Raw genomic sequence first — 16721 nt, forward strand, 5'->3', positions numbered from 1 at the left:
GTTTATCCGATAATCGATAAGTCCTGTACCTGTAATTACGCCTCGAAATTGTAAAGTGGTGTGCTCAGATAACGTTCACCATTACTTGGCACGATAACGACAACGCGTTTACCTGCTCCAAGCTGTTTCGCTACTTGAAGTCCTGCGCGAATCGCAGCACCGGATGAAATACCGGACAGAATACCTTCTTCTTTCGCAACAGCGCGAGCTGTTTCAAATGCGTCATCATTCTCAATGTGAATGATTTCGTCATACACTTCCTGATCCAGAATCTCAGGAATAAAGTTTGCACCAATCCCTTGAATTTTGTGAGGGCCTGGTTTGCCACCCGCCAGAATTGGCGATGCTGCCGGCTCTACTGCCACAATTTTGATTCCAGGAAATGCTTCTTTCAACACTTCTCCCGTACCAGTGATCGTTCCGCCAGTACCAATCCCTGCAACAAACGCATCAAGTGTTCCTCCTACAGACTGGATCGCTTCTACGATTTCAGGACCTGTCGTTTCACGGTGAATTTTCACATTCGCTTTGTTTTTGAACTGCTCCGCCATGAAGTAAGATGGGTTTTCTTTCAAAAGTTCTTCGGCTTTTTTGACTGCGCCGTTCATTCCTTCTGCTCCAGGTGTAAGCACAAGCTCAGCACCATAAGCGCGAAGCAAGTTGCGGCGCTCCAAGCTCATGGTTTCAGGCATTACAATGACCGACTTGTAGCCTTTAGCAGCAGCAACCATCGCGAGGCCGATTCCCGTGTTACCACTTGTTGCTTCAATGATCGTACCACCCGGTTTCAGCTTACCTTCTTTTTCCGCTTCTTCAACAATGCTAATCGCGATACGATCTTTCACACTTGAGCCTGGGTTTTGGTATTCCAGTTTCACCAAGATTTCAGCACTGCCTTCAGGTACGATATTGTTCAGACGAACAAGCGGTGTACCTCCGATAAGTTCAGTTACATTATTAACTACTTTAGCCATATGAATGCCCTCCTTAGTTGGATGAATAATACTTATATAGTTCCTGTAACCTTATGCGATCTGTGCCAATGAGCCTCTGGATGTTTATGAAGAACTGCGGAAATCCGGTGATTATCCGTTCCTTTCTGCATAAAGAGCCACGCATACAGGTATAGGCAGCGCCGAGTTTTCCGAAAGTTTCTTTATCCTATTGAAAACATATAATACATATATATATCTTTTGATGTGTTTATATCCGAGTAAACGAGTAGGTATTTGATTATTTTCATCTTATCAACGTTACAAGTCATTGTCAATATGAGTACTCAAAAAAAATACTTTGCCTTGGGTCTTGAGACCGTAGACAAAGTATTTTTATCAAGATGCAACTCCTAAGACAGGACATTTATCATTCATCGTTTCAGGAGGCCGGAATTTCGGAGATAATCACAGCCTCGTATTTATCTCGTAACATCTGTTCGACCTGCGGAAGCGGATCAGCCTGACTCAAGGCAAGCTCCATACGAATCTCTTCGTGTACTTCCTTTGCTGACTGCTCCTGCCGTTTGGCTTTGTCATTCATCTTCATGATTGCATAGCCGTTCTCCACCTGTACCGGACCAGCAATTTCACCGATTTTCATATTGGCAGCAAGCTGCAGAATTGCTTTGGACTGGAACGGGTCGTTCTGCTCAATCCACCCCAGTCTGCCTCCTGCATCTCGGGAGTAGGTATCTTCTGATTCCGAGCGAGCCGTTTCTTCAAAATCTTTCCCATTCCGGAGTGCCGTGAGCAGAGCCTCGGATTCAGACTTTTCTTTTACCACTATAATGGATAGGTCATATTTCTCAGGAGTGATGTAGTCTTCACGATGCTCCACCCAATACTGCTGAATATCTTCATCCTTAATCTGAATGCCTGCGGTAGCAATCTTTTCAAGCAGTAGACGATACCCCGCTTCCAATTCGAGATCCTGCTTTGACAGGCCAAGCTGTGATTTCATCGCATCATAATAAGACTTTTCTGAATCATACCCATCCATAGCCTCAGCCATCTCTCTTGTGATCTCTTTGGGAGTGACCACCAAATTGCGTTGAAGAGCCTCAGCATACACCGCTTTTCGGTTCAGCATCTGCAGTAGGATTTCACTGCCATAACGTCGTTTTAACGCATCCGTCCAGGCTTTATCCGTAATCACTTCACCATTAATCGTTGCCACCGTGCTTCCTTCTTCCTGGCTGGCATCATGAGAAGTTTCTGCATCTTCTTTACCCTGATTAAGTAACTGCATTGCCATAACCGTACCCATCACCAATACGCCAAGTGTCAAAATAACGACCGCCGTCCACAATCCTTTTTCCTGTCTGGTCATACCGCATCCCGTCCCCGCATCGATCAGTTCTTGGCTTGTTCTAGGATGGTCTCTAGCTGCTCTTTGTTAAAATCATAAGCTTCATTGCAGAATTGGCAGATTACTTCGGCCTGTCCTTCTTCTTCGATTAGTTCCTCCAGCTCGGATTGTCCGAGACTGATCAAGGTTTTTTCCAAACGTTCACGAGAACAACTGCAGTTGAAATGAATATCGAGTTCACCCATAACCTGCACATCCGGCAGAAGACGGCGCAACAATTCTTCAAGCTCCAGTCCCTCGTTCAACAAGGTTGTCACCGGAGGCAAGGCACCAATGGCATTTTCTATTTCTGTAATATCCGGGTCAGTAAGTCCTGGGAGCAACTGTATTATAAATCCACCCGAAACGATAACCGAGTTATCTGTATCGACCAGGACACCCACTCCAACCGCGGAAGGCGTCTGTTCTGACTGAGCGAAATAGTACGTGAAATCTTCGCCCAGCTCTCCTGAAATAATAGGAATACTGCCACGATAAGGGTCTTTCAGACCCAAATCCTTCGTGATATTAATGAAACCTTCTGTACCTACCGCGCCAGCTACATCCAATTTGCCAAAACGATTGCTTGGCAGATGTACGTGTGGGTTGGAAACATAACCCCGTACCTCACCTTTGGCGTTGGCATCGGCTACGATCTGGCCTATCGGCCCATCTCCATTCACTTGGATGGTGAGCTTTTCATCACCTTTCAGCATTGCACCCATAATGGCTGCTGTCGTTACTGTACGCCCCATAGCTGCTGTAGCCGTGGGAAACGTATCATGTCTTCTGCGCAGCTCTTCTATCAGTTCTGTGGTCTGAACGGCAAACGCTCTTACCTTTCCATTCATTGCTGTACCACGGATCAACCGATCGTGTTTGTTGTTGTTTTCCAAGTCATTCAGCCTCCTTTGGCGTATAATCTTGTTCCTTAACAGAAAAAAACGGCTCAACATTTAAGCTGAATCCCAGCCTGCTGTATGCCGCCCTTTGTATGTCTACCGTTCCCGGTTCCGCTCATAGATGATACGCAGCCCCTCAAGCGTAAGCAGCGGATCGACTTTCTCAATGCTTCGGGTCTCTTCTGCAATTAGAGCAGCAAGGCCTCCCGTGGCGATGACCATAGGCTCAGCTTTCATCTCTTCGCGAATTCGTTCTACGATGCCGTCCACTTGCCCGGCGTATCCATAGATGATGCCTGATTGCATGGCATGCACAGTATTGCGTCCAATAACCTTCTTCGGCTTCTCTAGCTCAATTCGCGGCAGTTTGGCTGCCTGCTCATAAAGTGCTTCAGTAGCAATCTGAATGCCAGGAACAATAGCGCCCCCCAAATAATGGCCTTTCTCATCAATACAGTCAAACGTTGTGGCTGTACCAAAATCAACGACTACAAGAGGACCGCCGTACTTTTCCACGGCTGCCACGGCATTTACGATCCGATCCGCCCCGACTTCGCGCGGATTCTCATATCGCAGATTCAGGCCAGTTTTGATGCCAGGCCCGACGATCATTGGTTTTTGGCCCACGTATTTCACACACATCATCTCGATGACATTCACCAGTGGCGGAACCACAGATGAAATAATCACACCCTCAATGTCGCGAGCCGAGATACTGGACATATGAAATAAATTATAAATCAATACGCCGTATTCATCCACTGTGGACTGACGAGAGGTGCTCAGACGAAAATGGTGTAACAGTTCACGGCCCTGGTATACCCCGAGCACAATGTTACTGTTACCCACGTCTACGACTAAAATCAAAGAGGTTCACCCCTCTTTCTTTTCGTTTAAATCCAGGCTGATATCCAGGCTCTCAAAAGAATAGGTTAACCTGCCAACCGAAATTACATCCACACCCGTTTCTGCAATTCCACGAATGGTTTCGAGAGAAACGTTGCCAGATGCTTCTACTTTCACATGTGGGGCCTGTTCACGAATCAAAGCGATCGCTTCTCGCATCCGATCAGGCCGCATGTTATCCAGCATAATGATATCTGCACTAGCTTGCAAGGCTTCCTGTACCTGAGTCAGATTTTCCGTCTCCACTTCAATCGTCATCGTATGCGGAATAACGGCCCGTGCACGCTGCACCGCCTCGGAAATACTGCCTGCACCTTTAATATGATTGTCTTTGATCATAACAGCATCATACAGGCCAAACCGGTGATTCGCTCCGCCACCAACACGTACAGCATACTTCTCTAACAAGCGGTGACCTGGTGTTGTTTTGCGTGTATCGACAAGTCTGGTCTTCAACCCTTCTAGGGCATCTACGTAGGAACGGGTACGCGTAGCGACACCCGACATGCGTTGTAATAAATTAAGGGCCAGCCTTTCCCCGGTAAGGAGCGAGTGCGTGCTGCCTTCGACTACAGCCAAGATCGTGCCAGGAGTAACTGCATCGCCGTCATTTACTTTTGGCGTATAACGAAGTTCTGGGTCTACAATCTGAAATACAAGCTCCGCAATCGTGATGCCTGCAATGACGCCATGATCTTTGGCGTGAATCACAGCTTTGGACTTGCTGTCTGCCGGAACGGTCACATTGGTTGTGACATCTCCTGCACCTACATCCTCACGTAACCAACCTTTAATCGTCTCAACAAGTTCCTCATTATATCCGTTCAGTATCATGACATCCATTCCTCCACAATCGCTTGTTCTCGCTGTTGCAGACTATGCTTCTGCCACATGTTATCATCACGTGCCGGGAAATCCTCGCGGTAATGTGCTCCTCGGCTTTCCTCACGGTGCAGTGCTCCGCTGGTTACCAGCCATGCACAAGTCAAAAGGTTGGCATACTCCAGTTCTTCCCTTTGTGTGAGCTTTTGATCAAAAAAGGATAACTCCTGCTGCAATTTATCCATTGCCTGCTGCAGGTTCTTTCCGTTTCTTCGAAGTCCCACTTGGCGAACCATCATCTTCTGCAGACGTAAACGTCTTTCCGATACCGGCTTGGCAATTTGCTGTTCTTTTGCATTGTTAATGTTATTGTCCTTGCTCAGAGATTTCACATCTCTCCCAAGTGATCCATTGAGTGATGGCAACGAATGAATGCGTTCCACGATTCTCCGGCCAAATACAATCGCTTCAGATAAGGAGTTGCTCGCTAATCGATTTGCTCCGTGTACACCTGTGGAGGATACCTCACCACAAGCAAATAAACGAGGGATACTACTCTCGCCGCTTAAATCGGTCTTTACTCCACCCATCATGTAATGAGCAGCAGGCGCAACTGGAATCCAATCTGTGGTCATGTCGAGGCCGTAACGCATACAGGTTTCGTAAATGGTAGGAAAACGATGTCTCACCATCTCCGGCTGTTCATGTGTAATATCCAGATATACAAACGTACTGCTTGTCAATTCCATCTCACTAACAATCGCTCTGGCTACAATATCACGGGGCGCCAGCTCCAGCTGCGGATGGTACTTCTCCATAAAACGCTCACCCTTCACGTTGCGAAGGTACGCACCCTCCCCACGTACCGCTTCAGATACCAGGAAACGTGGAGCTCCCGGGTAACACAAGGATGTTGGATGGAACTGAATGAATTCCATGTCGCGCACGATGGCACCTGCACGATATGCCATAGCCACCCCATCGGCGGTAGCAACATCAGGGTTCGTCGTATAGCGGTACAGTTGTCCCGCCCCTCCAGAGCAGAGCACCGTTGCTTTGGCTTTGACAAATACTTTGGAGCCGTCTTCTTTCAGAATCAGAGCACCGATACATTCTCCTTGATCCGTTATAAGGTCAACGACAAAATGCTCATCCCAGACGTCGATGCCAGGATGTTCGTGAACCTCAACAGCGAGCGCTCTTACGATCTCATATCCTGTTGCATCTCCGTTGGCATGTAAAATACGGCGGTGGCTATGCGCACCTTCCTGCGTCAACGCCAACTCGCCGTTCTCCAGGTCGAACAATGTACCCAGACGGATCAGTTCTCTGACACCGTCCGGGCCTTCGTTTACCAATACTTCAACTGCCTCGGATCGGCACAAGCCCGCTCCCGCAACAAGGGTGTCCTGCAAGTGGTATGCAGGCGAATCATCTTCAGCAATAACAGCCGCAATTCCCCCCTGCGCATATCTGGTGTTACTCTCAAGCAAAGACTTCTTCGTAATCATCAGTACACGATGCTGCTCGCTGGCCTTAATGGCCGTGAACAGACCGGCAATGCCTGAGCCAATTACCAGTACATCTGTCTCCACCATCGGCAGCGCAGAGAGATCAAAATCATATATATATTGCGGTATCATCTTATTCACCTGTCTCGGAGCAAGAGTAACGCATATTACTTCACAAGTAACATGCGCTCTAGTGATTCTCTGGCTTTATCAGCAACAGCCGGTGGGACATAAATCTGCGGTTTCATCGTTTCCAGACATTTAACCAGCTTTTTCAGGTTGTTGACCTTCATGTTAGGACATACCAGAAACTTGGTTGCAAAATGGAATTGTTTATCCGGGCTGTCAAGACGCAGCTGATATCCTGTGCCATCTTCAGTACCTACAATGAATTGCTTGGTTGTTGATTTCTTGCAATACTCCAGAATTGCTGTCGTGCTACCTACAAAGTCACCCATCTCCACAACCTCAGGACGACACTCCGGGTGCACCACAAACTCAGCATTCGGATATTTAGCCTTCATTTCAACGACATCTTTGACGGTCAGCATATCATGCGTGTTACAGTAACCTTCCCAGATAATCATCTTTTTGTCTGTATGCTGCTGCACATAATGCCCCAGGTTTTTATCCGGTACCCAGATGATCTCCTCGGAGTCCACAGACTGGATTACACGAACAGCGTTAGCGGATGTACAGCAAATATCCGTTTCTGCTTTGATCTCAGCCGAGGAATTAATGTATGTGACGACTTTAGCATTTGGATGCTGTGCCTTGAGTTTACGTAATCCGTCCACGTTCACCATATCCGCCATCGGACAGCCTGCACGTTCGTCAGGAATTAACACTGTTTTGTTCGGAGCTAAAATTTTAGCGCTTTCACCCATAAAATGAACACCACAGAATACGATGACATCTGCATCTGTCTGTGCTGCTTTCTGAGCCAGCAGGAAAGAGTCCCCACGGAAATCTGCGACTTCCTGTACCTCGTCACGTTGATAGTAATGAGCAAGAATAATGGCATTGCGTTCCTTCTTGAGTTCCATCAGCCGCTCACGCAGCTCACGATTCATCTCAGCCTTGCGCTCTAAAGCCAGAGCTTCCACCTGTGATCCTCTCCTTATCGGGACAGCGTCAATCGCTGTTTCATGGGCTAACCTATGTCTTTATGTTCGCTGGTGAAACGAATCACAAGCGGTTTAACAACTAATGTACACAACGTTCACGACTCTGTCAATAAATGAAAAAGGGCAGGATATCCCGCCGTATCACTCTTATACTGTCTGGTTCGCCATTTAGCTCTCGATTATCTGTTTCTCCTCCACATGAATAATTGTTACAAAAAAAGAGAGCCACAAGGGCTCTCTTTTCATTCCGGTAGCATTACCGGACATGTTACCTATTATGATGTCGGCTTCGTGCCACCATCATTCGGATCATTGCTACCCTTATCCAGGTCAGGAGTTTCATTCGGAATATCTCCAACCGGTGGCTCAGAAGTTTCATCTTTGCCCTGAATGCGTACGCGAACATCACCGATATTATCAATGATTGGCTCGCCGCCTTCATTTGGTGTGCCTTCTCCTGAATTGTCGTCTTCTGCTTTTGGTGTAAGGGAACCTGTTTCGATCAATTGCTTGATCTGATCCATTTCCAATGTTTCCACCTCGAGCAATGTTTCAGCGATCAGATGCATCTCTCTCGTATGTTTGGTAAGGAGAGCTTTACACTTCTCATAACAGTCGTTAATGAAACGCTGCATCTCTTGGTCGATCTCATATGCGATGGAATCCGAGTAATTTTGTTCATGACCAATATCCCGTCCAAGGAATACCTGTCCTTGCGAACTTCCGAATTGCATTGGACCCAGTTTTTCACTCATACCGTATTCCATAACCATGCTGCGCACGATACTTGTCGCTTGCTGGAAGTCACTGTATGCGCCGGTACCAATCTCACCGATAAACAATTCCTCTGCCACGCGACCCCCAAGGAGTCCCGTTATTTTGTCCAGCAGCTCCTGCTTGGTAACGAGCATGCGATCTTCTTTTGGCAACATGATTACATATCCACCCGCACGTCCGCGGGGAATGATGGTCACTTTATGTACCATATCAGCATGTTCCAGGAAGTATCCTACAATGGTATGACCTGCTTCGTGATATGCGACGATACGTTTCTCGCGATCACTGATGACACGGCTTTTCTTCTCCGTACCAACAATAACGCGGTCGATCGCCTCATCCACCTCACGCATGGAAATATCTTTTCTGTTGCGACGTGCTGCAAGCAATGCTGATTCATTCAGCAAGTTTTCCAGATCTGCACCAGAGAAACCTGTTGTACGCTTCGCAATAATGTCCAGTCTCACATCTTTCGTGAGTGGTTTGTTACGGGAGTGTACTTTCAGAACAGCTTCACGACCCCTAACATCTGGACGATCTACTGTGATTTGACGGTCAAAACGTCCTGGACGCAGTAACGCAGGGTCCAGAATATCTGCACGGTTCGTTGCGGCAACGATGATAATACCTTCGTTCGCACCGAATCCGTCCATTTCAACAAGTAACTGGTTGAGGGTTTGTTCACGTTCATCGTGACCTCCACCAAGACCAGCGCCACGTTGACGTCCCACTGCATCAATCTCGTCAATAAAGATGATACAAGGTGCATTTTTCTTCGCATTTTCGAACAAGTCACGGACACGTGATGCACCGACACCGACAAACATTTCGACGAAGTCAGAACCGGAAATGCTGAAGAATGGAACTCCCGCTTCACCAGCTACGGCACGAGCGAGCAATGTTTTACCTGTACCCGGAGGACCTACAAGCAATACGCCCTTCGGAATACGTGCACCAACGGCTGCGAACTTCCGAGGGTCCTTGAGGAAGTCTACTACTTCAACAAGTTCCTGTTTCTCCTCGTCGGCACCCGCTACATCTTCAAATGTAACCCGCTTCTTCTCTTCGTTGTAGAGACGAGCACGGCTTTTACCAAAGTTCATTACTTTACCGCCGCCGCCTTGAGCCTGATTAAACAGGAAGAAGAACAGCAGGAACATAATGATCAAAGGAATAAAGGAGGTCAGCAGTGTCAACCAGATGCTGTCGCCCTTCATTGGTTCCTGATGATATTCAAATTTGTTAGCTTCACTTGCAGCTACAAGTTCGGTAATTGCCTCATCCGTAGGAGGAATATACGTTGAGAAATTTTCTGATTTAGCCCCATCAGGTGCTTTTTTGTATCGGCCGGTCACGAGATATGTCTGACCGTTGAATTGAACAGTCACTTCGGCAATATTATTGGCTTTAACCTCAGCACGAAACTGATCATATCTAGGGTTTTCTATAACATCGTTTCCATCTGTGATAAATCTAACTAAACCCACCACAACTAAAAAAAGAATCAAATAAAAACCAGAATTCCGGATGAACCGATTCATCCCCTACCTCCTCTCGAGACACTTTAATTATTTTAACATAGCCCGACGTGGCTTCTCAATAGAAGCCAGGAACAGCTCAAGGCTTGGGCCTTGCAGGATATCAGCTCGTGTAGATTTCCGGTTTCAGGATCCCGATATAAGGCAGGTTCCGGTAATGTTCGGCATAATCCAAACCGTATCCAACGATGAACGCGTCAGGAATGTCAAAGCCTGTGTAATGGGCTTCCAGTTCCACTTTGCGACCAGATGGCTTATCGAACAGTGTAACCACACGTACTGTCTCGGCACCGCGGTTTTCCAACAGTTCAATTAAATAACTGAGTGTAAGTCCGCTGTCGATAATATCTTCGACAATCAAAACCTCACGCCCTTCAACAGACACATCCAGATCTTTGATAATTTTAACAACACCGGATGACTTGGTAGACGCACCATAACTGGATACGGCCATAAAATCCATTTCAACCGGTACCGTTATGTTTTTAACCAAATCAGCCATAAATATAAACGCACCTTTGAGCACGCAAATGACCAAAGGATTCCGGTTAGCATAATCGGCACTTAGTGTTGCGCCTAATTCCTTGACTTTAATCCGAATTTCTTCTTCACTGATCAATACTTCCTGAATATCGTTCTGCAACTGTGCGAACCTCCTAAGTTATACTATGAAAGCCTTACCTGAACCATAACCACTACCCCTGAATCGCTGAATCGCCTAAAGTCATGTACAGGATTGCGGAAGTGCTCTCCCTGACAGGAGCCGCATTGGACCGGCGAACCCCCGGTAACCAGATGACCTTGCCTGCTCCATCACACACCACTGGAATGCGGGGTCTGACAGACGGGGGAATTTTCTCATCGATGAAAATATTTTTCACCTTTTTGCTTCCGTTTAATCCCATTACTTTCATGGTATCTCCAGGTAACCGTGAACGTACAACCAGCGGCATCAGAAGCTCATCCGCATCAAACGCAGCTTGATCCGCCGATTCCGGTACATGATAGTTCTCGGGACTCATCGGCATCAACCGGATATATCGGTCAATTTCGGTGAGTGAAAGCTCATAAGTTCCGCTCCATTGTGCAAGACGATACTCGTAAGATTGACCCTTTACTCCTGTTTGTTGGCCAAAAGAGATCCGATCATACTCCCGGGTACAAGTAAGTGTCTGTCCTATATCCAGACTCCAAGTTGTCACCTCGGTCTCCATGACCTTGCGCCGAATGGTTTCAATACGGGTAAAGTCGACAAAATCACTGTCCAAAGGCAGATAATTCAATATTAGTTTAATCAACCTTCGTTGTAAAGCGACATGTAACTTCAAGAAGGAAGGCACCTCAAAGGTCTGCCTTCCACCGTTCACCTGCACTAGACATCTGTATGTGTCTTGAGTACTCTTCTCCATGAAATCGTCTTCGTCACCCACAATTTCGGCAAGTCGATTCAGTGACGGCGTGAGTTGTCCATTATACTGCCCCAAAAAAGGAAGCACATCCAAACGAATCGCATTACGCCGGTATTTGCGTTGTTCATTACTTTCATCATGAAAGTAAGTAAAACCCTGTGTATTACAAGCTTCTACAAGGTCTGTCTTGTTTATACGAAGACATGGCCTGATAAGTTCCACATTTTTTTCGCGGCGTTTGAACTTCATCCCTGCCAACCCAGAAAGCCCGCTACCTCGTAACAAATGAAGCATCACCGTCTCGGCCTGATCATCGGCATGATGTGCCAAAGCAATGCTAGCTGCCCCATACTTATCAGCCACTTCATGTAGAAAGGCATAACGACGGTTTCGCGCTGCCTCCTGTGGACCTTGACCTGTTTGTTTCATATAGGAAGGTATATCAGCTTTGACCCATTCAAATGCAAGGCCAAGCTGGCTTGCCAAATCCATCATCTGACGAGCTTCTTCATCTGACTCGGCCCGAAATCCATGATGTACATGGGCACAGATCAATTCAAGCGGCACATGCTGCTTGCTGATCTCATGCATGATATGCAAAAAAGCTACCGAATCCGGCCCGCCCGATACAGCGATGACAATCCGATCTCCGGGAACCCATAACTGATGCTCTTCCGCTACATCTAGTACGTTATTAACCAGTTTGTCCCAGCGTAAAGCTTCCATACCTGTTCCTCATTCCTTGCATTATGTATATGCACGTTCATTATCAAAAACGCAGTGCATAGATGAGTACACCGATAAGTAAAATGACCGATAAAGCAAATGCATTCTTCAACCATCGTGGTGTGCTGCTTCTGGAACGCCGGCGCATCGGTGTAGGACGTGCCATCAATTCCTTCCACGCTTTTGCCGCATGGTCTGCATTCTGAAACTGTCCCTGAAGAGCCTTGGTAGTCCATTGACGAAAAGGGCTCAGTCGCTCGCTTTTTTCCACCAGCATCACAAGTTGATTCACATTCCGCAATTGCGGTAATCCATCCGCAGCCAGAGACTTCAATGCATCGGCCTCCAAAATATGAATCATTAACAGTGCAAAGGCAAACACATCATATGTAGCGTCTGCGGTCCGGCTGCCTGCATTCCAAAATCCCCGGTCATACCATTCCGTGAACTGTTTGACACTTCGTCCAATGGACGTGACCCCGCCATAATCAATTAGCTCAACATGTCCATAATCCGACACAAGCACATTCTGAGGTTTGAGATCGCCAAATACCCAGCCTGCCTGATGTAATTGAGCGAGCTTCTGCAGCAGTCTTAATCCAACTAGCAGTGTCCAGTCCGTTCCCTGACGCCGAATGAAATGATGAAGAGCTTCCCCCCGAACGTAGCGCATCACATAAAAAGGAATATCCCGGCCGCGAACGGCATAATCATCCACATCTTTAAGATAGGAAGGGATGCCGCTCTGCCGAAGGGCTTCATGATTACGCTGTAACTGAAACGATTTGAGCACATTGATCTCCGATTGCAAATCGACTGGATCAAATCCCATTTTTAGCGCATAATGTTTGCCATTCTCCCCGCGCTGGACAAGGAATACAACCCCATTGGCACCTCTGCCTAGCAGCTTCCGAATCGTATAACGACTTCGATTCCATTTCCCCGTAATGACTGTTCCTGGCGGGAAAGAGGCATCAGATAACGTTGTCACCGAGCATCCCTTCTCTTTCAATGCGATAGTTCCCTTCTATTTCCTGCTGTTCCTCCAGTGTACCATAACGGTAAAAATCAATCACCTTCTGAATTGCAGGACCTGTCGGCGTTGCCCCCTTTGTCTGCAACCGTCCAAACAAGGAACGCACACGCCCGGGATCATCGGTCCAGTCAATGTCCATGACCGCATCCTCTCCGCTGTGGCGACCTGGAAAATGAAAAACCGATAACCTGCTCTTGCCTACTCGTGCCTGCAAGCTTAACATCAAATCTCGAATACCTTCCTCCACGGCTGCCAGCTTCGGTTTCATACTTGCGCTGACGTCAATCAGCAGAGTGACTTGCAGAGCAGCGTTCTCCGTCAAGTTATCAATTACTTCCACGACCTGTGAGCGCTGGGAGGGTTCCAGATCCGTTACCGTTTTGGCTCCCTTATCTCCCAAAATTTGTGTTAACTCTCTATTAACCGCCTGTTGAATCGTCTGAACCACCGTTTTTCTCGTCATCATCTGCATTGTATGAGCAAGCTGTCTTGTGCCTACAATCTGGCTGATTCCCCCACCTGCATTAGCGATATCCTCAATCTCCCGACTGCCTAGCTCACCAATTGTGCCATAATCAATTACGCCTACTACGTTGACAGTAATGCCCTCTTCCCGTGCCTCGGCCGCTGCCAGCACTGGGCTTACTCCTACATTGGAACAACCGTCGGTAATCAACAAAATTTGTTTCATCCGATATCCCTCCGTTCTTCGTACTCTCCAACTCTATGACTAGCATTGCCAGATTGAAGAGAGTTCAAACGAATTTGAGGGGATTGGATTATGAATTGGTGGGCTCATGATCATGAACGCCTAAATCAAGCCCTCTAACTTACAGTACGAGGACGTTCCATGCGGTTAATGCCAGGTACCCGCAAAGTGGCCCATTCCGGCCGATAATGTTCAACTTTGCCAACCACTACAGTCATGTCATCCAAAATCTCTTGTTGCTGATACCTAATAACACTTTCAAGCAGACAGTCTGCCAGTTCCTGGGGATCTTCCGTATGAATCTCTTGAATGAGGCGTTTCATCCACAACTCCTTGTTGACTGCATATCCTGGAGCATCATAGATGCCGTCTGTCATCATAATCAAAATATCACCGGCCTGAAGCTGGAGTGTCACCAGATCGACCTCAATATCTTTAATAATGCCAATCGGCAGATTACTCGCTGAAACCTGGATAACCTCCTGCCCACGTTTAATAAAACTCGGCGTCGATCCAATTTTCATAAATGTTGTCTCTGCTGTATATTCATCGATCAGTGCCATATCCACTGTGGCATACATCTCCTCTGGAGAACGCAGCATCAGTACGGAATTGACAGATTTGATCGCCAGTTTCTCATCCATGCCCGATTGAAGCAGCTGCTCCAAAATATTTAGTGCGGCACTGCTCTCCATGCGAGCTCGTTCCCCATTTCCCATTCCATCACTAAGTGCAACTGCAAACGTGCCATTACCTAATTCCACCGTGCTGAAGCTATCCCCAGACATCACATCGCCCCCCTTGGCAGCAGCAGCTACACCTGTTGTGATCTCAAATGTCTTGGCCGATCCGAATGTAACGGTTGCCAATCCTTGGCGAGGATCAGTCATCGTCTCATGCAACACAGCAATATGCTCATCTAGTACATTAGAGATTAGCGGAGCGATCATTTTACGACATTCATCGAACCCCCTGGTATACGCGTGTACAATCTCAATTTCCACATTGCCTGCTTCCAGATTAATAATCTCAATGGAATGAATGGATAGTCCCAGTGACTCCAGCGCATCCCGAATCTGTTCCTCCTGCTGAACCATCTCCTCACTTTCGCGTTGAATTTCTTTGGCCAAATCCTCCATTACCTGCGATACTCCGGACAATTGCTCGGCAACCAAATGCCGACTATCCATAATCTGCCGTTTCCATTGCATATTATGTTGATGCAGACCATACTGGGCTCGCATCACTTCAAGTACCTCCTCCGGCTTGGCGCATACCTTGTTCCATTCCACCGGAATTTGTTTGCCAGACATCTCCGGATTTGTCTCGATAGAACTCATTACATCAGTCATATAGCTATACGTCTGAATAAACTTGGCATCCCAGCATTGCGTCCGCTTGAAGCAACCCGCACAGGTTCCTTCGGCAACCGCATTCATGAAATGATCCATCCCTCCTTCTTTATGTATCGGTTCCCCCGTACCGGACATCTGATCGAAGCTACGGGATAACTGACGGAAGACCTCTGAGAAGCGTGTCACTCGTTCCGCCGTAATATCACGAATACGTTTTGCATACTCATGCTGAGATTTGGTATGATCCTGCGTGCCTGGTACGTATTTGGAGATTGCTGTAAGCATACTCTTCGGTGTTAACATAAACAGCGCAATGGCTATGCACGTTTCCCACAAGGAATTCATTACATCACCCGGGCCACCCAGATAAATGGATAGTATCGATGAACCCAGCAACATGCCCAGTGCAACCGCCACACGTTTCCCCTCACGAAGCATACCTGCTAACATCCCAGCAAAAGCTAGCAAACTCATCTGATATACCGCTGACATATCGGCCAGACTTAGAATTAAACCTGTAATCACACCTACGGATGCCCCCAGAGGAGCTCCGCCCACCAGTGCAAAGATCAGAATGAGATAACGAGAAAGCATATGTTCCACGGAAAGGGATTGGATCGTCCAGCCCACCGCCCCAGTCATTACAGATGCCAGCAGAATGATCAGGCACAAGATCTCCTCGTTCTTCAGGCTGAACTTTTTTTTGCGGTACGTGAAAATTGGAATGGCCTGAATGAACACAAGAGTCAGCACGAAGCTTAGCACCGAATCCATGGTCAGCATCAGCATCGCATACCAACTGAACGAAGGCCCAATCACAACGGCGAATAGTTTCACCATAAAAGTTGTCGTAAAGACCATCGTTGGTGCATAAGATAATTCAGCACGGTCATAAGACTCGAGTCCTCGGAATAACAGATAGAAGATGGCGATCTCGGAGGCCACAATCAGTGAAACGGGAAACGGAGCAAACAGGCTTCCTGCGAGCAGAGCCGCACCAACCGGAATGATATAATCCCTGCGCATAAAAGCAATAACAGCAAAGTATGCAATTGCAAAAGGAGATAATTCATTCAGGATCATCGCCTTCCCCAGTAGAAATCCCATAAATGTAAGCAGCAATACCCACTTACGTGATGCCAAAGCCTGGACAGCCTTGCGGGAACCTAGCCACTGTTTCAGACGTACCGATAGCTCCTCCCGAGCTGCAGCACTTCCCTTACCTGCTTTCATCCCCGGAAATTGAATGACATTCCACTTCTCCATCATGCTCAAGGCACCCCATTCGATTAATTTGATTTCGTGTTTCATTCTCGATGGTTCTGATTATAGATAGAATAGAAGACGTAGTTTGTCAGAATAGCTGGACGGGCTTAGAAAGTTTACGACAAAAGAAACCGCCGTGGTGCGATGGTGTGAAACCCTCGGCCTTATTGTAGTTTTTGAGATTTTCAAGCTGGCTGTTGAAAGGTGACATGTCTGATTTTGAATGAGAAGTGCGAGGGTGTCGCCATGATCTGAGCAGAATAACTGGGGAATGCCACGGAAACCTGTCGGTAA

General features: G+C 47.2%; 13 protein-coding genes. All 13 read right to left on the bottom strand.

Annotated elements, in window-relative coordinates; translation table 11 throughout:
• Positions 1–35: 35 nt before the first annotated feature.
• The 13 genes from cysK to spoIIE all read right to left on the bottom strand — a co-directional run bounded on the left by cysK (position 36) and on the right by spoIIE (position 16430).
• Positions 36–974, bottom strand: coding sequence for a cysteine synthase A (gene cysK, locus ACR8BL_RS16315; protein ID WP_434748594.1), 939 nt, complete (start codon positions 972–974; stop codon positions 36–38).
• A gap of 400 nt (positions 975–1374) precedes the next feature.
• Entirely contained in the window at positions 1375–2325 is a 951-nt protein-coding gene (locus ACR8BL_RS16320) for a peptidyl-prolyl cis-trans isomerase (RefSeq protein WP_434748595.1), read from the bottom strand.
• 23 nt (positions 2326–2348) lie between these two features.
• On the bottom strand, positions 2349–3239 hold the full coding sequence (gene hslO / locus ACR8BL_RS16325; protein WP_434748596.1) for an Hsp33 family molecular chaperone HslO: 891 nt from the start codon (positions 3237–3239) through the stop codon (positions 2349–2351).
• Between the two features lie 102 nt (positions 3240–3341).
• Positions 3342–4112 carry a type III pantothenate kinase gene (locus ACR8BL_RS16330; RefSeq protein ID WP_434748597.1) on the bottom strand — a complete coding sequence of 257 codons (771 nt, stop codon included), beginning with the start codon at positions 4110–4112 and terminating at the stop codon, positions 3342–3344.
• A gap of 6 nt (positions 4113–4118) precedes the next feature.
• Complete coding sequence (gene nadC / locus ACR8BL_RS16335) at positions 4119–4985, bottom strand: carboxylating nicotinate-nucleotide diphosphorylase (RefSeq protein ID WP_434748598.1); 867 nt, start codon at positions 4983–4985, stop codon at positions 4119–4121.
• Positions 4982–6616: an L-aspartate oxidase gene (gene nadB / locus ACR8BL_RS16340; RefSeq protein ID WP_434753144.1), complete on the bottom strand. Its 1635-nt coding sequence runs from the start codon at positions 6614–6616 to the stop codon at positions 4982–4984. The genes nadC and nadB overlap by 4 nt, the downstream gene beginning before the upstream one ends.
• A gap of 35 nt (positions 6617–6651) precedes the next feature.
• Positions 6652–7590 carry a quinolinate synthase NadA gene (gene nadA / locus ACR8BL_RS16345; RefSeq protein ID WP_434748599.1) on the bottom strand — a complete coding sequence of 313 codons (939 nt, stop codon included), beginning with the start codon at positions 7588–7590 and terminating at the stop codon, positions 6652–6654.
• 296 nt (positions 7591–7886) lie between these two features.
• Entirely contained in the window at positions 7887–9929 is a 2043-nt protein-coding gene (ftsH, locus tag ACR8BL_RS16350) for an ATP-dependent zinc metalloprotease FtsH (RefSeq protein ID WP_434748600.1), read from the bottom strand.
• Between the two features lie 100 nt (positions 9930–10029).
• Positions 10030–10569, bottom strand: a complete 540-nt coding sequence (gene hpt, locus ACR8BL_RS16355; protein ID WP_434748601.1) for a hypoxanthine phosphoribosyltransferase — start codon at positions 10567–10569, stop codon at positions 10030–10032.
• A gap of 52 nt (positions 10570–10621) precedes the next feature.
• Complete coding sequence (gene tilS, locus ACR8BL_RS16360; protein WP_434748602.1) at positions 10622–12061, bottom strand: tRNA lysidine(34) synthetase TilS; 1440 nt, start codon at positions 12059–12061, stop codon at positions 10622–10624.
• A gap of 43 nt (positions 12062–12104) precedes the next feature.
• A complete protein-coding gene (locus ACR8BL_RS16365; protein ID WP_434748603.1) occupies positions 12105–13052 on the bottom strand; it encodes a serine/threonine protein kinase in 948 nt (315 codons plus the stop codon).
• Positions 13036–13788, bottom strand: a complete 753-nt coding sequence (locus ACR8BL_RS16370; RefSeq protein ID WP_434748604.1) for a VWA domain-containing protein — start codon at positions 13786–13788, stop codon at positions 13036–13038. The genes ACR8BL_RS16365 and ACR8BL_RS16370 overlap by 17 nt, the downstream gene beginning before the upstream one ends.
• Positions 13789–13922: 134 nt before the next feature.
• Positions 13923–16430 (bottom strand): stage II sporulation protein E, encoded by a 2508-nt coding sequence (gene spoIIE / locus ACR8BL_RS16375; RefSeq protein ID WP_434758255.1) that lies wholly within the window; start codon positions 16428–16430, stop codon positions 13923–13925.
• Positions 16431–16721: the final 291 nt, after the last annotated feature.

It is taken from the genome of Paenibacillus amylolyticus (assembly GCF_051136285.1).
GTDB classification, from domain to species: Bacteria; Bacillota; Bacilli; order Paenibacillales; family Paenibacillaceae; genus Paenibacillus; species Paenibacillus amylolyticus_F.

Excerpts from the sequence above, each read along its gene's own strand:
- ACR8BL_RS16320 (WP_434748595.1), bottom strand. The coding sequence starts at position 2,325 with ATGACCAGACAGGAAAAAGGATTGTGGACGGCGGTCGTTATTTTGACA.
- ftsH (WP_434748600.1), bottom strand. The coding sequence starts at position 9,929 with ATGAATCGGTTCATCCGGAATTCTGGTTTTTATTTGATTCTTTTTTTA.
- nadB (WP_434753144.1), bottom strand. The coding sequence starts at position 6,616 with ATGATACCGCAATATATATATGATTTTGATCTCTCTGCGCTGCCGATG.
- cysK (WP_434748594.1), bottom strand. The coding sequence starts at position 974 with ATGGCTAAAGTAGTTAATAATGTAACTGAACTTATCGGAGGTACACCG.
- nadC (WP_434748598.1), bottom strand. The coding sequence starts at position 4,985 with ATGATACTGAACGGATATAATGAGGAACTTGTTGAGACGATTAAAGGT.
- spoIIE (WP_434758255.1), bottom strand. The coding sequence starts at position 16,430 with ATGATGGAGAAGTGGAATGTCATTCAATTTCCGGGGATGAAAGCAGGT.
- ACR8BL_RS16370 (WP_434748604.1), bottom strand. The coding sequence starts at position 13,788 with ATGAAACAAATTTTGTTGATTACCGACGGTTGTTCCAATGTAGGAGTA.
- tilS (WP_434748602.1), bottom strand. The coding sequence starts at position 12,061 with ATGGAAGCTTTACGCTGGGACAAACTGGTTAATAACGTACTAGATGTA.